Annotated in this window: 20 protein-coding genes; 10 read left to right on the top strand and 10 right to left on the bottom strand. The window is 65.9% G+C overall.

Features of this window, described 5'->3' with window-relative positions; genetic code table 11:
* Window position 1 precedes the first annotated feature (1 nt).
* From cobN to ACQUSQ_RS01190, 6 genes are all read left to right on the top strand, one after another.
* Window positions 2-3,853: a cobaltochelatase subunit CobN gene (cobN, locus tag ACQUSQ_RS01215; RefSeq protein ID WP_435066669.1), complete on the top strand. Its 3,852-nt coding sequence runs from the start codon at window positions 2-4 to the stop codon at window positions 3,851-3,853.
* Window positions 3,846-4,523 (top strand): precorrin-8X methylmutase, encoded by a 678-nt coding sequence (locus ACQUSQ_RS01210; protein WP_435066668.1) that lies wholly within the window; start codon window positions 3,846-3,848, stop codon window positions 4,521-4,523. The genes cobN and ACQUSQ_RS01210 overlap by 8 nt, the downstream gene beginning before the upstream one ends.
* A complete protein-coding gene (locus ACQUSQ_RS01205) occupies window positions 4,516-5,283 on the top strand; it encodes a cobalt-precorrin-7 (C(5))-methyltransferase (RefSeq protein ID WP_435066667.1) in 768 nt (255 codons plus the stop codon). Before ACQUSQ_RS01210 ends, ACQUSQ_RS01205 begins: the two co-directional genes overlap by 8 nt.
* Window positions 5,280-6,587 carry a cobyrinic acid a,c-diamide synthase gene (locus tag ACQUSQ_RS01200; RefSeq protein WP_435066666.1) on the top strand — a complete coding sequence of 436 codons (1,308 nt, stop codon included), beginning with the start codon at window positions 5,280-5,282 and terminating at the stop codon, window positions 6,585-6,587. Before ACQUSQ_RS01205 ends, ACQUSQ_RS01200 begins: the two co-directional genes overlap by 4 nt.
* Window positions 6,584-8,071 carry a cobyric acid synthase gene (locus tag ACQUSQ_RS01195; protein WP_435066665.1) on the top strand — a complete coding sequence of 496 codons (1,488 nt, stop codon included), beginning with the start codon at window positions 6,584-6,586 and terminating at the stop codon, window positions 8,069-8,071. Before ACQUSQ_RS01200 ends, ACQUSQ_RS01195 begins: the two co-directional genes overlap by 4 nt.
* Before the next feature lie 288 nt (window positions 8,072-8,359).
* Window positions 8,360-9,607 carry a glycosyltransferase gene (locus tag ACQUSQ_RS01190; protein ID WP_435066664.1) on the top strand — a complete coding sequence of 416 codons (1,248 nt, stop codon included), beginning with the start codon at window positions 8,360-8,362 and terminating at the stop codon, window positions 9,605-9,607.
* 15 nt (window positions 9,608-9,622) lie between these two features.
* Here the strand turns inward: ACQUSQ_RS01190 and ACQUSQ_RS01185 are convergent, their stop codons facing one another.
* From ACQUSQ_RS01185 to ACQUSQ_RS01170, 4 genes are all read right to left on the bottom strand, one after another.
* A complete protein-coding gene (locus tag ACQUSQ_RS01185) occupies window positions 9,623-11,308 on the bottom strand; it encodes a PAS domain S-box protein (RefSeq protein WP_435066663.1) in 1,686 nt (561 codons plus the stop codon).
* A 164-nt stretch (window positions 11,309-11,472) separates the two neighbouring features.
* Entirely contained in the window at window positions 11,473-12,486 is a 1,014-nt protein-coding gene (locus ACQUSQ_RS01180; protein ID WP_435066662.1) for a PAS domain S-box protein, read from the bottom strand.
* Between the two features lie 157 nt (window positions 12,487-12,643).
* Complete coding sequence (locus ACQUSQ_RS01175) at window positions 12,644-13,309, bottom strand: helix-turn-helix domain-containing protein (protein WP_435066661.1); 666 nt, start codon at window positions 13,307-13,309, stop codon at window positions 12,644-12,646.
* Window positions 13,310-13,436: 127 nt separating this feature from the next.
* Complete coding sequence (locus ACQUSQ_RS01170; protein WP_435066660.1) at window positions 13,437-14,009, bottom strand: hypothetical protein; 573 nt, start codon at window positions 14,007-14,009, stop codon at window positions 13,437-13,439.
* 111 nt (window positions 14,010-14,120) lie between these two features.
* Between ACQUSQ_RS01170 and ACQUSQ_RS01165 the strand changes: the two genes are divergently transcribed.
* Window positions 14,121-15,485, top strand: a complete 1,365-nt coding sequence (locus tag ACQUSQ_RS01165; protein WP_435066659.1) for a hypothetical protein — start codon at window positions 14,121-14,123, stop codon at window positions 15,483-15,485.
* A gap of 1 nt (window position 15,486) precedes the next feature.
* Here the strand turns inward: ACQUSQ_RS01165 and ACQUSQ_RS01160 are convergent, their stop codons facing one another.
* Both ACQUSQ_RS01160 and ACQUSQ_RS01155 read right to left on the bottom strand, forming a co-directional pair.
* Window positions 15,487-15,792 carry a cupin domain-containing protein gene (locus ACQUSQ_RS01160; protein ID WP_435066658.1) on the bottom strand — a complete coding sequence of 102 codons (306 nt, stop codon included), beginning with the start codon at window positions 15,790-15,792 and terminating at the stop codon, window positions 15,487-15,489.
* Complete coding sequence (locus ACQUSQ_RS01155; protein ID WP_435066657.1) at window positions 15,789-16,163, bottom strand: cupin domain-containing protein; 375 nt, start codon at window positions 16,161-16,163, stop codon at window positions 15,789-15,791. The genes ACQUSQ_RS01160 and ACQUSQ_RS01155 overlap by 4 nt, the downstream gene beginning before the upstream one ends.
* Window positions 16,164-16,401: 238 nt before the next feature.
* Here ACQUSQ_RS01155 and ACQUSQ_RS01150 point away from each other — a divergent pair, with 238 nt between their 5' ends.
* Both ACQUSQ_RS01150 and ACQUSQ_RS01145 read left to right on the top strand, forming a co-directional pair.
* Window positions 16,402-16,665 (top strand): DUF2249 domain-containing protein, encoded by a 264-nt coding sequence (locus ACQUSQ_RS01150; protein ID WP_435066656.1) that lies wholly within the window; start codon window positions 16,402-16,404, stop codon window positions 16,663-16,665.
* A gap of 206 nt (window positions 16,666-16,871) precedes the next feature.
* On the top strand, window positions 16,872-17,108 hold the full coding sequence (locus ACQUSQ_RS01145; protein WP_435066655.1) for a DUF2249 domain-containing protein: 237 nt from the start codon (window positions 16,872-16,874) through the stop codon (window positions 17,106-17,108).
* A gap of 24 nt (window positions 17,109-17,132) precedes the next feature.
* On the opposite strand, the gene ACQUSQ_RS01140 is transcribed toward ACQUSQ_RS01145, so the two are convergent.
* Complete coding sequence (locus ACQUSQ_RS01140; protein ID WP_435066654.1) at window positions 17,133-17,333, bottom strand: hypothetical protein; 201 nt, start codon at window positions 17,331-17,333, stop codon at window positions 17,133-17,135.
* 139 nt (window positions 17,334-17,472) lie between these two features.
* Between ACQUSQ_RS01140 and ACQUSQ_RS01135 the strand changes: the two genes are divergently transcribed.
* Window positions 17,473-17,790, top strand: coding sequence for an RPA12/RPB9/RPC11 RNA polymerase family protein (locus ACQUSQ_RS01135; RefSeq protein WP_435066653.1), 318 nt, complete (start codon window positions 17,473-17,475; stop codon window positions 17,788-17,790).
* 30 nt (window positions 17,791-17,820) lie between these two features.
* Here the strand turns inward: ACQUSQ_RS01135 and ACQUSQ_RS01130 are convergent, their stop codons facing one another.
* The 3 genes from ACQUSQ_RS01130 to ACQUSQ_RS01120 form a co-directional block, all read right to left on the bottom strand.
* A complete protein-coding gene (locus ACQUSQ_RS01130) occupies window positions 17,821-17,979 on the bottom strand; it encodes a hypothetical protein (RefSeq protein WP_435066652.1) in 159 nt (52 codons plus the stop codon).
* 251 nt (window positions 17,980-18,230) lie between these two features.
* Window positions 18,231-18,806, bottom strand: coding sequence for a cyclodeaminase/cyclohydrolase family protein (locus tag ACQUSQ_RS01125; RefSeq protein ID WP_435066651.1), 576 nt, complete (start codon window positions 18,804-18,806; stop codon window positions 18,231-18,233).
* Window positions 18,807-19,659: 853 nt separating this feature from the next.
* A complete protein-coding gene (locus tag ACQUSQ_RS01120; RefSeq protein ID WP_435067256.1) occupies window positions 19,660-20,268 on the bottom strand; it encodes a trimeric intracellular cation channel family protein in 609 nt (202 codons plus the stop codon).
* Between the last annotated feature and the right edge of the window lie 49 nt (window positions 20,269-20,317).

Here is a 20,317-nt window from a genome sequence, read left to right as displayed (position 1 = left end):
GATGCGAAAGTTTACTTGTAGTACCGCAATAACGCTTTATCAACTCATGGCGACCATCGGGCTGTATACGGCGACGGAAAACGAGTTGGGCGCGGTACAGCAGGCCGCTGGACGGCTCGACGGCATCGACCTCGTGGTGCGCTCCGAGAGCGATCTTGAAGACGAAGCCGACGTCGACGCCTTCGTCGACGACGTCGAGTCGGCGTCGGCCGTGGTCCTCTGGCTTCACGGCGCCGAGGAGAGTATGCCCGGCTACGACCACGCGGTCGACCGCCTCCGCGACGCGGGTGTGCCGCTGGTCGTCAAGTCGACCGGCGACGCCTTCGCGTTCGAGGACACCACCGTCTCCGAGCGTGACCGCGACCGCGTGTACGACTATCTCGAGGCCGGCGGCGTGGTGAACATCGCGAACTGCTGTCGCTTTCTCGCGAGCGAGTACGAGGGCGTCGACGTCGACTACGACGACCCAGTCTCGCTGCCGACCGAGGGCGTCTACCACCCCGACCACCCCGGCGTGGAGTACGACGAACTACTGGCGACACACGACCCCGACAACCCGACCATCGGCGTCTGGTTCTACGAGTCGCACTGGACACACGCCAACACGCGATACGTCGACGCGCTCGTCCGGAAACTGGAGGCGGAGGGCGCGAACGTCCTCCCCGCGTTCTGCAACCCGGCGACGGACGAGGAGGGGCAGGAGAACGCGGAGTGGGTCGCGCGCAACTGGTTCAGCGACGACGACGGCCCCGTCGTCGACGCCGTTGTGAGTTCGTTCATGTTCTCGCTGTCGATGAGCGAGCGGGGCCGCGACGCGAGCGACGAGGGCGAGGGCGCCGAGGAGGTCTTTCTCACCGAACTCGGCGTGCCCGTCCTTCAAGCTATTACGACGATGCGCTCCCGGTCGCGCTACGAGAGCAGCGATACGGGCGTGATGGGCTTCGAACTCGCCCTCTCCGTAGCTCTCCCCGAGTTCGACGGCAACGTCATCACCCACCCCATCAGCGGCAAGGAGCGCATGGACGACGAGGCGGGCATCGGGAGCGCGCCGAAACAGCATTTCCCCATCGACGACCGAATCGACCACGTCTCCCGATTGGCCGTCAACTGGGCGCGGCTCCGCCACCTGCCGAACGAGGAGAAAGACGTCGCCGTCGTCCTGCACAACTACCCGCCGAGCGACGACGGCATCGGGACTGCGTTCGGCCTCGACAGCCCCGAGAGCACCGTCAACCTGCTCGATGAACTCGACGCGCGTGGCTACGCAGTCTCTGACCATCCCACCGACGGCGAACGGCTTATCGACCGCCTCACGTCGCAGTTGACCCTCGACTCCCGGTGGGTCGCGCCCGAGGACGTACGCGAGAAAAGCGTCGACGTGGTGTCGCCCGACCAGTACGCCGAGTGGTTCGCCGACGCCGACGACCGGTTCCGTGACCACGTCGTCGACGAGTGGGGCGACCCGCCGGACCGACCCTTTGCCATCCCCGGCGTCGAGTACGGGAACGTCCTCGTGACGGTTCAGCCGCCGCGCGGGTTCGGCATGGACCCCTCGAAGGTGTATCACGACTCGGACCTCCAGCCCCCACACGACTACTACGCCTTCTACGCGTGGCTCCGCGAGGAGTTCGACGCCGACGCCGTCGTCCACCTCGGCACCCACGGGAGTCTGGAGTGGCTCCCCGGCAAGACCGTCGGCCTGAACGGCGAGAGCGCCCCGGACCAGCTAATCGACGACCTGCCGAACGTCTACCCCTACATCATCAACAACCCCGGCGAGGGGACGCAGGCCAAGCGCCGGTCCTACGCCGCCGTCGTCGACTACCTGACGCCGGTCATGCGGACGGCCGGCACCTACGACGACCTCTCGAACCTCGAAGAACTCGTCCGCGAGTACCGCGAGGCGGGGATGGAAGACGCCCGGTCCGACAGCGGCGAGCAACTCAGGGCGCGCATCGAGGAGGTGGTCGCGGACTTGGACCTCGCGACCGACCTCGGCGTCGACGACGTGGACGAACTGGCGTTCGAGGACCTCGTCGAGCGGATTCACGAGTATCTCACGGACGTGAAGACCACCCAGATTCGGATGGGCCTGCACACGATGGGCGAACCGCCGGGCGGCGACCGTCTCGTGGAGTATCTGGTCGCGCTCACGCGGCTGGAGAATCCCGGTGCGCCGAGCCTTCGGCGGGCCGTCGCGGGCGTCCTCGGCGTCGACTACGACCGGATGCTGGACGAACCGGGCGCGTACGACGAGCAGTTGGGGATGTATCTCTCCGAGGCGGCCGACCACGTCTACGACACGTCGGTCGAACTCGTTTCGGAACTCGCGCGCCACGACTTCGACGTGCCGGAGTCGGAGGCCGGCGCCGGTCCCGACGACGAGGTGAACATGAACCTCCTCGTCGTCGACATCGACCCCCTCGGCGACGCGCGGGCGAAATCCGGCGCTCACGACGACCTCCGCGACGTTCTCGCGTTCATCTGCGAGGAGGCGGCGCCGCGAGTCGCCGGCGCGGCCGAGGAGATTCCACAGACGGCAGACGCCCTGAACGGGTCGTACGTTCCGCCGGGCGGAAGCGGCGCGCCGACGCGCGGCGGCGTCGACCTCCTGCCGACGGCGCGGAACTTCTACACGCTCGACCCGCGGAAGGTCCCCGCCAAGACGGCGTGGGACGTGGGCAAGCGCGTCGCGGACGGCGTCGCCGAACGTCACCGCGACGAACAGGGGGAGTATCCCGAAGAAATCGGCGTCGTGGCGTGGGGGACGCCGACGGTGCGGACCCGCGGCGAGACCATCGCGCAGGTACTCGCGCTCATGGGCGTCGAACCGGTGTGGACCGACGCGGGCCGCATCGACGCCGTGGAGCCGATTCCGCTGGACGAACTCGACCGCCCGCGCATCGACGTGACGACGCGCGTCTCGGGGCTCTTTCGGGACGCCTTCCCGCAGGCCGCGAGCGTCGTCCACGACGCCGTCGACGCCGTCGCCGACCTCGACGAACCGACCGAGATGAACTACGTGAAAAAGCACGTCGAGGCGGAGGCGGCGGAACTCGAAGCGGACGGCGTGGACCCGGACGAGGCCGACACGCTGGCCCGGCACCGCGTCTTCACGACGAAACCCGGCGGCTACGGCGCGGGGACGAACAAGGCCGTCGACGAGGGCAACTGGGACGATCGGAGTGACCTCGCCGACGTCTACGTCCAGTGGGGCGGCTACGCCCTCGGGTCCCGGGGGCGCGTCTCGGAGGCTCACGAGAGCTTCGAGCGCCGACTCGGCTCCGTCGAGGCGACGGTGAAAATCGAGGACACGTCCGAACAGGACGAGTTCGACTCCTCGGACTGGTACGCCTTCCACGGTGGCTTCATATCGGCGGTCGGCGAGATTGCGGGGTCGGACCCCGCCTCCTACGTCGGCGACTCCAGCGACCCCGACAACGTGACCGTCTACACCAACGAGGAGAAGGTGCGGAAGACGATGCGGGCGCGGGTGCTCAACCCCGACTGGCTGGACAGCATGGAGGAACACGGCTACAAGGGGGCGGGCGACCTGTCGACGACGGTCGACGTGGCCCTCGGCTGGGACGCGACGACGGGCGTCGTGAGCGACACGCTCTGGTCGGACCTCGCAGAGGCCTACGCCTTCGACGAGGAGCGACAGGAGTGGCTGCGAGACGTGAACCCGTGGGCGTTAGAGAGCATCACGTCGACGTTCCTCGAAGCTATCGACCGCGGCCTGTGGGACGCGAATCAAGAAGTGGAAGACCGACTGCGCGACATCAACCTCTCGGTCGAAGGCGACCTCGAGGCACAGACGACCGAATCCAGCGAGGCAATTTCCAATGACTGACGACGACTACGCAGACCTTGGCGCAACGACACAGGACGCGATGGACATCGCGGAGACGAGCATGGACATCGTCCGCTCGTTCGTCCCGGACGAGACGCTCGAAGACCGCATCCGACAGAAGGCGGTCCACTCGACCGGCTCTCCCGACTTCCAGCACCTGATTCGATTCAACAACGACCCCGTCGTCGCCGGCGCGCGCGCCGTCCTCGACGAGCGACCCATCGTGACGGACATCACGATGGTCAAATCGGGCATCACGAACCGGGGCCACGACTGCCCCGTTCGGAAGGCAATCGGGAACGGAGCGGAACTGGCCGCCGAGACGGGGATGACCCGGACCGCATCCTCCGTCCTCGAACTCGACCGCGAGGGGGCGTACGACGGCGCAATCGCCGTCGTCGGCAACGCCCCGACGGGTGCGATGGCGCTCGCGGACTGCATCGAAGACGGCACCCGACCGGCGGTGGTCGTCGCGACGCCCGTCGGCTTCGTAAAGGCGGCCGACAGCCGCAAGCGGGTCCGAAACGTGGCCGAAGAGTACGGCGTGCCGGCCATCACGAACGTCGGAACGCGGGGCGGGAGCGGCCTCGGCGCGGCGATAGTGAACGAACTCGTCCACGTCGCCCGCGACGCGCGCGAGGGTGATATCGACCTGCCGGCCGATGAGTGAGGAGTACGACCTCGACTCGGGACCGGACCCGGCGACGTTCGCGGCCGCGGGCCCGGAACCGTCACCCCGTCCCGACGACCCGGTCCACGCCGTCGGTATCGGGCCGGGGAACCCGGAGTACCTGACCCGGCGCGGCGCGCGGGCCATCCGCGAGGCCGACGTCGTCGTCGGCTTCGAAACCGTCGTCGACTTCGTGGCAGGGGAGACGGAGGCCGACCTGCTCACGTGTGGCTACGCCGACGAGGGGGAGACGCTCGATGCGTTCGCCCGGCGCGTCGCCGCCGGCGACCGGGGGACGGCCGTCCTCATGGGCGACCCGAACCACTCGGGCTACCAGTTCGTCGGCAAGGTCGAACGGGCAGTCGACGCCCCCGTGACGGTGATTCCCGGCATCTCGTCGCTGCAGATTGCCGCGAGTCGGGCGCGCACCCCGATGGAAGACACCGAGTTCGTCACCCTCCACAAGAGCGGGAACCTCAACGCCGACCGTGACCGCCTCGTCGACGCGGTGGGTGACCGGCATCTGCTCGTCCTCCCGCGCCCGTTCGACTGGATGCCCGGCGACGTTGCCGAGTTGCTCGTGGAGTCGGGGGCCGACCCCGCTCTCGACGCCCTCGTCCTCGAACGGTTGACACACGAGGACGAACGAATCACGCGGACGACGCTCGGCGAGTTGCGGGCGTCGGCGGGCGGGTCGGACCGGGAATCGACGCCGTACAGCGACCTCTCCGTCCTCGCCGTGCGAGCGGAGGCGCCATGAACGGATTCGTCGTCGGCGGCACGCGGTCGGGCGTCGGAAAGACGGTGGCGACACTCGCCATCGCCCGCGCCCTCGAAGCGCAGGGTCACGACGTTCAGCCAGCGAAAGCCGGCCCGGACTTCATCGACCCGAGCCACCACGAGGCCGTGACGGGCACCCCGTCGCGGACGCTCGACCTGTGGCTCGAAGGCCGAGAGGGGACGCGTCGCAACTACCACCGCGGCGACGGCGACGTCTGTGTGGTCGAGGGCGTGATGGGGCTCTACGACGGCGACTGTTCCAGCACCGCGATGGTCGCCGACGTCCTCGACCTGCCGGTGATACTCGTCGCCGACGCGAAGGCGGGGATGGAGAGCGTCGCCGCGACGGTCCACGGATTCCGCGAGTACGCGGCCCACGCCGGCCGCGATATCGACGTGGCTGGTCTCGTCGCGCAGCGCGCTCACGGCGGCCGTCACGAACAGGGCATCCGCGACGCCCTTCCCGAAGACCTGACGTACTTCGGTCGTATCCCACCGCAGTCCGCGCTGGAGATTCCGGACCGACACCTCGGACTCCACATGGGCGAGGAGGCGGCTCTCGACGAGGCGGCCCTCGACGACGCCGCCGAGACGATTCGCGTGGACCGCCTCCTCGACGCCGCGGCGACGCCACCGCGTCCCGAGGCGCGTCCCGCGGCGGACCCAATGGACACCCGCATCGCCGTCGCTCGCGACGCCGCCTTCTGTTTCACCTACCCGGCGACGGTCGAGCGACTCCGAGAGCGGGCAGAGGTTGTCGCGTTCTCGCCGCTCGCCGGCGACGACCTACCGGCGTGCGACGGCGTCTATCTCCCGGGTGGCTACCCCGAACTCCACGGGGAGGCGCTCGAAGCCAGCCCGACGCTGGGCGAAATCGCGACCCGCGCCGAAGACGGCACAGCCGTCCTCGGGGAGTGTGGCGGGCTCATGGCGCTGACGGAGTCGCTGACGACGACCGACGGAGACACCTACGAGATGGCCGGCGTCCTTCCCGCGTCGGTCCGGATGCACGACCGGTATCAGGCGCTCGACCACGTGGAACTGCGGGCGACGCAGGACACCCTGACCGCCGCGGCGGACGACAGCCGGCGCGGCCACGAGTTCCACTACTCCAGCGCCGACGTCGACAGCGACGCCCGCTTCGCGTTCGACGTCGTGCGCGGCGACGGCATCGACGACGGACGGGACGGCCTCTCGGAGTACCGAACCCTCGGCACCTACTGCCACCTCCACGCCGAGAGCGGAGCCTTCGACGCGTTCGTCGAACGCGCGGCCGAGCGATGACGCGGACGCTTCTCGTCGCGGGGACGGCGAGTCACGTCGGCAAGAGTACGGTCGCGGCCGGCCTCTGTCGCCTCCTCGCGGACCGCGGCATCGACGTCGCCCCGTTCAAGGCCCAGAACATGAGCAACAACGCGCGGGCCGTCCTCACGGCCGGCGACACCGAGGCCGAGTGGGGCGAAATCGGCGTCTCGCAGTACGTGCAGGCACAGGCCGCGCGAATGACGCCGACGACGGACACGAACCCCGTCCTGCTCAAACCCCGGGGCGACGGCGAGAGCCAACTCGTCGTGCAGGGGGAAGCAGTGGGCCATTTCGAGGCGGGGACGTACTACGAGCGCCACTGGGACCGGGTCCGCGAGGCGGCCGAGGAGTCGTACCGCCGACTCGCCGACGCCCACGACGTCGTCGTCGCCGAGGGGGCCGGCAGTATCGCGGAGCCGAACCTCCGCCACCGGGATTTGGCGAACATCGAGACGGCGCGGTTTGCCGACGCGGACGTGCTTCTCGTCGCCGACATCGAGCGCGGCGGTGCGTTCGCCAGCATCGTCGGCACCCTCGAACTCGCGCCCGACGACGTCACGGACCGCGTCGCGGGTGTCGTCATCACGAAGTTCCGGGGCGACCGGTCCATCCTCGAACCCGGAATCGAGATGGTCGAGGAGCGGACGGGCGTGCCCGTCCTCGGCGTCTTGCCGTACGACGACCCCGAACTGCCGGCAGAGGACAGCGTCGCCCTCCCCGAGAACGGCGGACTCCGGGGCGACGACGACGCGCCCCCGGACCGAACCGTCACTATCGGCGTCCCGACCCTCCCCCGGGTGTCGAACTTCACCGACCTCGAACCGCTGGCGCGTGTGCCGGGCGTCCGCGTCGCGTATCTGTCGCTCTCGGCTTCGCTCGCGGACGTGGACGCCGTCGTCGTTCCGGGGACGAAGAACACGGTCGACGACTTGCTCGCGCTCCGCGAGGCGGGGTTCGACGCGGAACTCGACGAATTCGACGGGCCGCTGGTGGGCATCTGCGGCGGCTATCAGCTACTCGGCGAGCGCATCGTCAACGCCCACGTCGAAGGCGTGGGCGACGAGCGAGTCGTGACGGGCGTCGGTCGGCTCCCCGTCGAGACGACGTTCTCCACCGACAAGCGAGTCGAGGCCGTCACGTGGGACGTGTCGGGGGCGGGGCCGCTCGCCGGCGCGAGCGGCGAGGTGTCCGGCTACGAGATACATATGGGCGACACCCGGGCGTTGCGCGCCGTCGACCGCCCAGTCGGCCCCGAGAGCGCCGCCGTCGAGGGCGTCGCCGGGACGTACCTCCACGGCCTCTTCGAGAACCGCGCGGTCCGCGAGGCGTTCGTCGACGCCGTCTACGAGTCTGCGGGCCGGACGCGGCCCGAGGAGAAACCCGACCGGCGGACGCCCTACGACGCCGCGGCGACACTCGTCGGCGACCACGTGACGCTCTCGGACCTGCTACCGGTGGCGTAAGTCGTCGGAGAGCCATCCGACCGCGTTCTACGCCAGAGTAGAGGTGGCACCTGTGGGCCGTCCGAGAATCGCCCCGGCGCGCGCGACAGTCAGGCGGACTCGTCAGTCGTATCTCCTCGATTCGGGTTGCTCGATACCGCGACACACGCTAACGGATACCATAGCGGTTTCGTCTGTGGATTAATCCGAATCGGGCGGGATTAAAGTCACAAATCCGGGCGAAAGGCGAGTGAATCCGGGTGCAGCGTTTGGACGGTTCATGTGTGTCGGGGAGAAGGGGGTGATACGATGAACACCGAACGCGTCGCACTGGTCGCGGTCACGCTGGCGCTTCTCGTCGGCGGTGCCGCGACGCTGTTCGCACCGACCGTGCTGTCTGGCCCCGGAACCGCCCCCGGTCACGCGGCGGCGACGACGACCACCGTCGCCGACGGTGGCCTCGGGTGGTTGTTCGGGGCCACGCTCTGGGGCGTGACGCTTCTCTTCGGAGCGACCGCTCTCGTCTGGTTCATCCTCACGACCATTGTGGGGGCGGGCTACGAAGCGCCGCCGAACGAGTACGGCCTCGACGACGTGCAGGTGCGTATCATGACCGTCGACGCCGCCGACGTCGTCCAAGAGACCGTCGACTCTCTGCCAGACGGACTTGACGACGTCCACGTGATAGCGGAGTCGCCCGTCGACGTCTCCGGGGCGACGGTCCACGTCGTTCCTGAGGACTTCACGTGTCGTGCGGTCCGGAAGGGACGGGCACAGGAGTGGGCGCGACGGGCGCTCGACTGCCAGCGGGAGTTCGTCCTCTATCTCGACGAGGACAGCGTCGTCGAGTCGTTCGCTGGGCTTCCGGACGCGGATATCGTCCAACTTCGGGAGAAGCCTCGCCGCACGGGGTCGAATCTGAGCTATCTGGCCGACGTCTACCGGATGGGCGTCCAGTTCGAACAGCGGGCGTTCGCGCGACTGTCGATTCCCCTCTTTGCGTGGGGTGGCGGTGTCGCCGTTCGGACGGAAGTCGAGGAGATGACGACGTGGGACCGTGAGACGCTAGTCGAGGACACCGCGTTCGTCTGGGCGGCGTTTCAGGAGTTCGACGTCACGTTCGCGCTGGCGGATGCGGTCTGTCGGAACGAGGCGCCGCCCTCGCTGTACGAAATCCTGCAACAGCGCCGGCGCTGGGCGGCCGGCAACGTGCAGGCGTCGACGATGCTTCCCCTGCGATACGAGATTCTGACCCGGGTGCGAAACTACGCTTGGGCGCTCTCGCCCATCGTCACGCTGCTCGCCATCCCGCTGTCGCTCCTGAGCGTGACAATCGTCTACGGCGGGTTGTTCTTCGCGGCGTCGATGGGGCTGGCGCTGTGTACGCTCGCGTGGTTCCTCCTCGGTGTCGTCTACTACGGCGCCGACCACCGACACTGGGCGCTCGCGCTCCCGCTGGCACCGGTCATCACCGTCATTCATTCGATGGGAACGGTCGCGGGCATCCTCAACCCGCCCGAGACGTTCCGGGTGACGACGAAAGTGGGCGGCGAGTAATCCGCTCGGCGGCCGTCAGTCACACAGAGTTACGTCCGTGATTTCGAAGCGTGCGCCCCCGTTATCCGCTTCGGAGGCGATGATGTCCCACCCATGGGCGACGGCGACCTCGTTAGCGATTTGGAGACCGTATCCCGTCCCATCATCGGCTGTGGTGTACCCCGCCTCGAATATCTGCGCGCGCGTTTCTTCGGGGATGCCCGGGCCGTCGTCCTCGATGAAGAACCCGCTCGGCAGGTCTCCAACCCGAACCAGCACGTCCGTGCCACCGTGGTCGACTGCGTCATCAGACGGAGTCTGATTGCCTGTCGAACCGTGTTCGACAGCGTTCCGAATGAGGTTCTCCAGTAACTGCTGGAGGCGGGCGTGGTCGGCCCGAATCGTGTGTGTCGCGTCGACGTGGAGCGTCGCCCCGGCCGTCTCCACGTTCTGCCAGCAGCGAGTGACGACGTTTGCGAGCGCCACGTCTTCGGGGTCCATCGTGGTGGCTCCGCCGCGGGCAAGCGCCAGCAAGTCCTCGATTAACGTCTCCATCCGGTCGTGGGCGCTGGCGAGCGTGGTGAGATGGTCGCTGTCGCACTCCTTGCGGGCAAGTTTGAGCCGTCCCTGTGCGACGTTCAGGGGGTTTCGGAGGTCGTGGCTGACGACGCTGGTGAATTCCTCCAAGCGCTCGTTCTGCCGTGCTAACTGCTGTTCACGCTCCTTTCGCTCGGTGATGTCGCGACCGACGCCAACGAGTCCGGAGGGGGTGCCGTCGCGGTCAGTCAAGCGATTCGCGATGAACTCGTAGGGGATGCGCTCCCCGTCAGCGGTGAGCAGGTCCGCTTCGACTGTCGTTTGTCCGGTCGTGAGGACCGTCTCGATTGCGTCGCTGATTCGCCCATGCTCGTCTTCGGGGAAGAACTCGACTGCGTTCATGCCCTCGATGTCCGCGTCGGCGTATCCGGTGACCTCCGGAAGGCGGTCGTTCCACCGCTGTAACGTCCCGTTCAGGTCGAGAACGTAGAACAGGTCGGCAATCGTATCGAGCGTCTGGTCGACGAAAACCCACTCCTCCCGGAGGGTCTGGTCGGCCGAAATTCGGTCGAGAGCGGTGGTCGCGTGAAGCGTGAGCGTGCGCGCAATCTCGATATCTCTGTCGCCGAATGCGTTCGTCTCGGCCGACCCGACGAGGAGCGCGCCGTGTTCGTCGAGCGGGAGGGCTAGCAGGCATCGTCCGTCGGTGGGGTCGTCTCGCTCACCCACCGAGGCGTCGTACTGTGGCTCCCCGGTTTCGTAGGCCGTCCGCGCCATCTCCTCCCCCCGCTCGACGGTCAGCGAGTCGCCGAGTGACGCCGCAGTCTGGTCCGACGACACGACCGGAACCAACTCGTCTTCGTCGGAGGTGTAGATGCCAGCGTGGGACGACCCCACGAGGCCGTGGAGTGTGTCGACTGTGAGTTCGGCAACCTCCTCAACGGTGTCTGCTTCCACGAGTTGCCGGGCGGCTGTCCGCAACGCTTCGAGATAGGTTTCGACCGGAGCGGCCTCGCCGGCCCCCGTTTCGCCACGCAACGCGTGGGACTCCTCGGCGACGAACTCCTCGAAACTCAGTTCGAGAAGCTCCGCTCGGGTGTATCCAAACTGCTCGCAGAATCGGTCCGGGGCGTGAGACGGACGTGTATCAGGATTCTTCTCTGAAGATTCCTGATAATCGGCCATTGATTGACGATACTGTTCGAGATAAAAATAAGTGTTGTTCAGCTGATATTCCAGCGGGCCTCGAACACTCCGAAGCGGGTAATCTGAGTAGTCTTGAGTCTGGGGCCGTCGAGTCGCTCCGGGATAGAAATTCACGTCCGGATATGTTTGCGGAGTCGCCGACGCTAGTCAGGCCGAGCGACGTTTCTGAATTCGAACCGCACACCGCCCTCCTGCCCCTCCGCGACACGCAGGTCCCAATCGTGGTTCTCGGCAATCTCGTTCACGATACTGAGGCCGAATCCCGTCCCGTCGGCCTTCGTTGAGAAGCCGAATTCGAGAATCGAGTCACGCGCGCCTTCGGGGAGTCCCCGACCGTCGTCCTCGACGTAGAAGCCGTCATCGACCGCACCGATCGTGATTGTCACGTCGTCCCCGCCGTGTTCAATCGAGTTGCGAAAGAGGTTTTCGAGCACCTGCTTGAACTGATTTTCGTCCGCCACGACGGGCTGTGCCGTCTCGATGTCGAGCGTCGCCGCCCTCGTATCGAGGTTCTGCCAACAGTTCTCGCTCATCTCCCGGACGTTCACGGCGTCTACGAGCGGGTCGGTCTCGCTCTCTCGTGAGAACGCCAACACGTCGTCTATCAGTTCGTTCATCCGGTCGACCGACCGCTCCATCGCATCGAAGTGCTCGCTCTCGCAGTCCTCTCGGGCGAGTTCTATCTGCCCCTGTAGCACGTTCAACGGGTTACGGAGGTCGTGAGAGACGACGCTGGCGAATCGGTCGAGTCGGTCGCGTTCTCGTTTCAGTTGCTGTTCGTACTCCTTACGGGCGGAGATATCACGCGAGGAAACGACGTAGCCGTCGAGGGCATTCCCCGTCTGATTGCTTCCTCGGGCCTCGAGCCAAACCCACGAGCCGTCGTCGTGTCGGAATCGAAATTCGACGCCTGCGGTGGTGTACTCCACGTCCGCCTCGATTAACTCGTAGAACTGTTCGAGAACCATCTGTTGGTCGTCGGGATGGACGTACTCGACGACGCGTTCGCCGACGAGTTCGTCGGGGGCGTAGCCGAGAACGCTCTCGATGGACGGGCTTTGATACTGCACGACGCACTCGTCGTCCAGTATCGTCAAGACATCCACAGTGTGGGCGATGAGTTCTTCAAAAGCCTGTTCCGTCCTCTGTGGAGCCATTAACGGGAAAAATCTTGGACGTCAGTTAAGAATACCTGTTACAGAATCAATTCGAATAATCTCGAACTGCTGAATCGCCTCGCTCCACCGTCTCGAAGCCGGTAGCTCCGCCGGGACGGGTCGGTGCCGACCACAGCAGCGGTCGAAGGGAGCACTCTCAATCGGACGCGGCGGTGATGCGAGACGATATATCGCGCTCGCCGTCTCTGTTCGCTTTCAACACGCGCTCCTCCGCGCGATGGAGAATCTCGCTACAGGTGGATTTGGCGATGTCCAGTTCGTCGGCAAGGTCGACGAGCGTCGTGCGCCGAGGTGTGTCGTAGTAGCCGCGCTCGATTGCCTCGTCCAGCAACCATTGCTGGCGCTCGGTCAACAGCGGCGCCTCCGAATCGAGTTCCTGCTGGATTCGTTCGACGGTGTACTGAATGCCGAACCTGTCGAGCGTCTGTCTCAGGTCCGAGAGCGTCCCTTGGGGCACCGTCGCTTCGAGGGTCATCTTGCCGTTTCTGACCTCGAAGGGCATCTCCAGCGGGACGCCTGCCTCCTGCAACGAGTTCAGCAGTAGCGGAACGGTCGTCTCGATTTGGATTCGACACGCCTCCGGACCCGATTCGAAGACCGTCAGGTCGGTCACCGAGTCGTAGCGCTCGAACGCGTCACAGACGGCCTCGGGGTCGTCGCCGAGTATCTCGATTCGGGCGACGCCAGTCGCCGTGTTCGCCGTGGCTGCGAGCACGCGAAATCGCGTGTTGGGATAAGAGCGAGACACCTCGCTCATCCAAACCGAATCCGGAATCGTGAGCGTGAGTTGTGCGTGGGGCATGAGCGTTGTCGGGTGATTGTGTCACTCCGATGTGCGTCGTCCCCTATTTTTTAGGCATTCCTAACGTAGATTTGCGTGAACATATTCGGGGGATTGAAGCGGTGCGTTCGAGAGCGAAAGCGGGCCGTCACTCCGTCGGGAGCGGTCCGGTGCCGGCGCTACCGTCCGAATCGGCCGTCACGTCCCCCGTCTCCAGATACGTTCGTTCGAGTTCCGCGAGTCGGTCGCTAATCGCCTCACTCTGGTGATGCACCGGCGCCGGGCGAACTCGAACGAGGTCGTACTCGTGTCGGTCCGAGAGACCGTTCCACGCCCGGAACGAGCCAATAGTCAGGGTGTGGGTCTGCGGACAGAACGGCGTCGTCGGGGTGAACTCCGCGCGAAGGACTCGACCCACGCTCTCGTCGTCGACGGCGTCCGGGGCGCTCCGGTCCTCGACGGCGTAGCGGTAGCCGGCGTCCTCGTGTCGCGTGTCTAAGTTCAGCCGCGCGAGGTTGTAGTCGAACGTCATGTCGTAGACGTTCCGGTCCTCGAATAGCGCTCTCGTCAGCCGATGGAAGGCGACGTGGTCCCGCCCCGCTAGCACGTCGTGCCCGTCGAGAAACCGGTCGGGCGACGGGGTGTGCGCCGGGACGAACTCGTCGTAGCTATCGAACGGCGCGTCGTCGGCGTTGCCGAAGGGAGACGGAAGACTGGGCATAACTGCCAATTCGAGACTGGCCCCTGTACCCCTGTTGCCGGAGATGTTCGTGCGCGGGGCGAGAACATGTTCGGAGCGACAGTCAGGGAGACGACGGTCCAATCGCGACGTATGGGCGCAGTTCCGGGCACCATCGAGACGGAGCAACGACCCCCGATGGCGCTCCCGCTCCGACATTTCGTCGTCGGACTCGGATTCCTGTTCGCCGGCGCCGTCGTCGGCATCGGCGTCGCTGTCGACGCCGTCCCCGGCCTCGGGACGCTGGCACACGTCCACCTGCTGCTGGCGGGATGGGTCTGTCTCACCATCATGGGCGCGATGACCCAGTTCGTGCCCGTCTGGTCGGGGACCACCCTTCACTCCCAGCGACTCGCGAGCGCACAGTTGCCCCTCGTCGTCGTGGGATTGGTCGGGTTCGTGACCAGCCTCCTGCTCAACTCCTTCACGTGGCTCGTCCCCTTCGGCGGCCTCATGCTCGCCGGATTCTGGGCGTTCGTGTACAACGTCACCCGGACGCTGCTGACGCTCGACAACTACGACGTGACCGAGCGCCATTTCCTGCTCGCGCTGGGGTTTTTCGCCCTCCTCGCCCCGCTGGGACTCCTCCTCGCTCTCGACTTCACGAGGCCGGTGTTCACGTCCGTCGCCGTCTCCCGCCCGAACGTCGTTGCGATGCACGCGACGGTCGCCGTCTTCGGAGCCATCCTGACGACCGTCTACGGCGCCCTCTATCAACTCGGGACGATGTTCACCCAGACCGACCTCCACGGCGTGGACGAGTACCTCCAGCCGATTGAAGCGGTCGGCCACCCGGTCGGCGTCGTCCTTCTGGCGGTCGGCAGACTACTGGATGCCGTCCTCGTCGCCCGTCTCGGTGCGGCGCTCGTACTCGTGGCCGCGCTCGCGTTCGGCGCGATACTCGGGCGAAAGCTCTACGAGATGCAGGTGGCGTGGACGCCGATGCACACGCGGTATGCGGTTGTCGTGCCCGGACTGGTCGCGTGGGCGCTTCTCACGGCTCCGGCGTGGCTGTCCGCTCCGACGGCGCCGACCCATCGCTTCGGAGCCCCCGAGGCTGTCCACCTCCTCGCTCTCGGCACCATCGGCTTCGTCGTCCTCGGCACGCTCTATCACATCGTCCCCTTCATCATCTGGGTCCACCGGTACAGCGACCGCCTCGGACTCGAGGACGTGCCGATGATTGACGACCTCTACTCCGATACGCTCGCGACGGCCGACGCGACGCTGTTGGTGAGTGGCACCCTCCTGCTGGTCGCGTCTGAGGCGGGTCTGTTTCCGTCGACGCTCCGCCTCGTCGGCGGCGGCCTCGTGACCCTCGGGACCCTCGTGTTCGGCGCCAACATGCTACTGGTCGTTCGGCGACACAGCCCCCACTCGGTCGGGCGCATCCTCGTCGGTTCGCTCGACCCGCGGCAAAAAACGGCGCCGACGGGCGACGCTCCCGTGAGAGAGTGACTCAGTCGTCCGCTCGTGCCGCGAGGACTATCAAGGCCGTCGACGCTTCGATAGCCCGGGGCGCGACCTCTCGCTCGCCGTCGAAGCGCGCGACGTCGCCCGCGGCGAGTTCGTGTGTCTCGTCGTCGAGCCGTAGTTCGACCTGCCCCTCGACGAGGTAGAAGACGATTTCGCGGCCGGGATGCGTGTGGGGAGCGACCGCCTCGCCCGCATCGAGCGTGAGTCGAATCGTCTTCGGCTCCGCGTCGGGGAAGACGTTCGCGTGTCGCTCGCCGTCCAGTTCGGAGAGGGTTCGAATCGACGTCATCGTGGGTCGAACTCGTCGTTTTTGAGGCCCTGCCGGACGGGGCCGTGTTCGGCGTCGGTCGGCGGGGGCGCCGTGACGAGGAAAGCTTCGAGACGCGTGTCGTCGTCGGCCCTGACACCCCGGTCGCGGTCCGCCTCGACGACGACCACGTCGCCGGGTTCGACGCGGTGGTCCTCGTCGCCGTCACGTATCAGGCCGGTCCCGGACCGGACGTGAATGGCGACGTCGCTCCCCGGCGCGTGGACCGGGATGAACTGCCCCGGTTCGAAGTAGCCACAGACGGCTTTCATCTGCTCGCTGCGGAACACCTCGACCGCCGAGAACCGGTCGTCGTCGTAGGCGCGCTCGGCGTCGAAACTCGTCGCGGTCATCCGCTCACCTCGGGGTCGGAAACGACTGATTCGAGCATCGTCGTCTCCCGACTCGCAGTCAGCCACGAAATCCGTTTGGCCGAACGTCTCTGGCCCTCACCTTACGGAAGGGACGCCCACAGCGCGGCACGATGCGTTAGTTCGAGGGCCGCGCCCGTGCATCAGTCGCTCCCGCATAACTCGCGACGGGAACACCTTCGGCCGAACCGTCGTTACCTCCGAACGCGGACGTGAGCGCATGGCCCGAACCGCCACGTACCTGTCACAGACCGGGGCGCCGGACGACCGGCCGTGTGAAACGCTCGATGCCAGTGAGCTACCCCCGCCGCAACCGCTCCGCAACACGTTGGAACGGCTCTCGGAGATGGACGACGCGGCCGTCCTGATTCAACTCAACGACCGCCGACCGCAACATCTGTATCCGAAGTTGGACGACCGGGGGTACGAGTACGACACGCTCGAAACCGAGGACGGCGTCGTCACGGTAATCTGGAGAGTGTGAGCGTCACGCACACTCCGCTGGCAGACGGGTGCCACACTCCGGGCACGCCTCGTCGGTAATCGTCACCTCGAGGTCACACTCCGGGCAGTACGCCCGATAACACGCTGGGTCGCCCATAGTCCTCGTTACCGGCCTATCAGAATAGATGTTCGGGAAACGAACATCATCGGGCGAACGCATAGTTCTCCGGACACGAACGTGTAGATATGCGCTCGAAACGATTCGGTGACGCCGACAGGACAGTAGACGCCCGAGAGATAGACGGCGAACCGTTCGGGGACATCATGGGAGCGCTGGAGGCGTTGTCGGACGACGAAACGCTACTGTTGATAAACAGTTTCGAGCCGGAACCGCTCTACGACGTCCTCGAAGAACGCGGATACGACTACGAGACGGCCAACCCGGAGCCCGACGAGTGGCACGTCGAAATCGAGCGAGCGTGACCCCGTCTCGGCTCCGGACGCATCTTACCGCCAGCGGCGGGCGAGTTCGTACGCGACAGTCGCGGGAAGGGATATGCTCAGAACGACGAAGATGACTTCGTCGACGGTCGGGCCGGACTGGGTAAGGGCGCTATAAAACACGAGCCCACCGGTAGCGAGGACGCCGACGACGGTGGCCACGTACGCCGGGTTCGTCCACCGCGGCGGACCATCGGTGGCGGACATACGTGACACATCGGCACGACACCACTTTGATACACCGCTTCCGAGTCGGCTCAATGCGCTCTCTCCGTTCGACGTCGGCGACGGCAAAGAGGTGCCGAGGACGTTAACATATATCCGAGCGCGTCCGTTCCGACGGTATATGCAATTCTGCGACGAGTGTGGGTCGATGATGCATACGGAGGGCGATACGTGGACGTGTCGCTCCTGTGAGAACGAGGAGTCGCGGGATTCACGAGCGGAAGCGGCGATGACGACCCAAGACAAACAGCGAGACGACGGGACACCCGACGTGGCCGACGCGACCCAGAGCGCCACCGAAACGATGCAGGAGCCCTGTCCGGCCGAGGACTGCGACGGCGACCGGGCCTACTACGAGATGCTACCGAAGCCGGGCGGGTCCTACGAAGTTCGGCTGTTCACCTGCGTCGAGTGCAGCCACAAGTGGCGCGAGTCCTGACGGCGAACTTCGACCGCCGACCCACCGTACTTACACTCGTCCGAGAGCAGATTGTGTGACGAGTATAGCGACGACGACAATCGCAAACCGCGACACCACCCCCACGTTCGTGACTGCCCGGAGCGCGAACAGGACAGCGAGGGCGACGACGCCGGAGGCGACCAGTATCTGATTCTCGCGGGAACCCATATCGGAACCCAAGAGAGCCGACCGAAATACCTACTGGATGGTAGTCGTCCTGCGCCGAGCGGTCGAGCGTGGGAAACGCATCACCGCCTCGCCCGCGTATCGTCCAGCGCCTCGAAAATCGGCTCTCAGCGGGCGTCGCGCTGTCCGGAACGGAGGTCGAGGTTCGTCATCGGTCCCGTGGAGGTGGCCCGCCCTGATAGGCGCTTTCGCGAACGGCTTCGGCTGCCATTCGACGGGGCCGAAGCGACGTCTCACTCCGCTTCGACGTGTCGCATCGCCCGGTCGCGTGTGTCGTCGGCGCGAACCTCGAGTTCGGCGAGACGCCGCTCCGTCTCGTCGACGAACGACGTGTCGTCGAGGCGGTCCAGATTACGCCGGGCGGTGAAGAGCGCGGCCTGAAGCGCCGCGTGAGTCAGGGTGACGCCCGTGGCGGCGTCAGCTAGGGCGGTCGGGGCCCCCGTCGCCGTCACGTCGCCCGCCAGTTCGAGGACGGTGAGACACGATTCGGCGATTGCGAGTGGGACGCCAACCGCCCGCTCGATGTCCGCGTCGTCCGGGGCACCGGCGGCCCCGCCGAACAGGTCGTCGACGAGGGTCGCATCCGCCTCGGCAAGGTCGAGGAGATGGCCGCGCTCCGTCGAGAGGTCCGCGCGCACGTCGGCCAACTCCGTCGCCGCGTCCGATTCGGCGGTGTGGATACAGACCATCTCGCACAGCGACGCGCCGACCGCACCGACGACTGCGGTGGCCGTCCCGCCCGCCGGCGCCACGTGTTCGGACGCGATGTCGCCGAGGAACCGCTCGATAGCCGGTCTGTTGGAGGTCACCGTACCGCCGATTCGCTTCGCCGATACGTAAGCGATTCGCGTGGCCGTAGCACGAGCGCCGGGGATGACGTCGAACGACCCGATAAGTTCCTCGCCATCGGGACCCGCCCGCTCCGGAGGAACTACGAATCGTCCGCGTCGTCGGCTGAGCGTCCCCAGAGCGCATAGCCAAGCCCGACGCCACCCAGCGAGACGGCGGCGTCGACGAGCGCTTCCAGATGCGGGCTCTCGTGCCTGTTCACGCTCGTCCACACGATAGCGGTGTCGCCGATAGCGACGCCAGCGCCACACCGCCCATGGAGAGTATCCGACGGCGCGTCTTGTTGGAGGACCGATGTCGTTGCGGGGGCATACGCGGTTCGACACTCGATGCCGACCGTGGTATAAACCGCCCTTCGGCCACGGAGCCGTGCAGGCCGCCGCCGGATTTTTATATCAGGTCTAGTCTCCAGTTCGATGCGAATTTTCGAATACAATCGACGGCGACACCTCTGTGAAACCAACCACGGGATTGACGAGGTTTGGAGTAAGACATGTTCTCGAAGTATCTGCTTTAGAAATCTTCGAGACGCTTCCCGGTTTTTTCCTCCAAGTACTCTTGCACCGGTTCAAGCGCCTGATCGAAGCGGTTTCGGAACTCTTCGTCAGTGAGCTCTGTGATTGATTTTCCCTCCATTCTCTGCCATTCTCTTTGTCTTTCTGATACTTGTCGTTAATGTATTCCGTGGCGATCCGCATCGCGCGCCTCGGATTAGTGTCGTGACAAGAGAGAGACTCCCAGCAGGCACTCCACCGTAATGCGGCGAATGTAGCCGTGCGCTTGCGCCCTCAGAGGGGAGAGCTTAGCAACGAGTCAGTCACGCCGCGTCCCCAACTGCTGGACTGTCGGAAGGTCCCAATCGAAAGTCACCGCAGCTAACCGGGTGACGACGGTCACACCGGCACACGCCACGGCGGCGGTGTTCCCACCGGTACCCATCGTTCCCACGACCCAGTAGGCACATCCTCCGAGTACGGCACAACTCGCGTAGAAATCATCGAAGAGGATGAATGGAGCACGGTCGAGGAGGATATCCGCAACTGTCCCGCCGCCCACAGCGTTGATGGTTGCAATCGCAACCACGCCGAAGGCCGACACGCCCGCGTCGGTGGCGACAATCGCGCCGGTTGTCGCGAAGGCCGCGAGGCCGATGGCGTCCGCGACGAGCGTAACCGGGTGCGTATCGGGCGTCGACAACACGACGCTGAGTGCGACGGCCAAGCCGACGCCGGCCAGTCCCAAACTGAGTTCAATCGGCGACTGAAGCACCAACGGAACGCGTGTAACGAGTAAATCGCGAGTCGCGCCACCGGCAAACGCCATCGCCAACCCGACGATAGTGATTCCGAGAAGGTCGAACTCCTCACGGATGGCCTTCGACGAGCCGACGAGGGCGAACGCAATCAACCCAATCGTGTTCATGACGGCGAACGGGTCGGCAAAAAGGGTCGAGACGAGTTGGTGACGCACT

This window comes from Haloplanus sp. C73 (genome assembly GCF_051195115.1).
In the GTDB taxonomy this organism is placed as follows: Archaea; Halobacteriota; Halobacteria; order Halobacteriales; family Haloferacaceae; genus Haloplanus.
The sequence above is the reverse complement of the archived record's forward strand: the minus strand, read 5'-3'. Positions and strand labels throughout refer to the sequence as shown.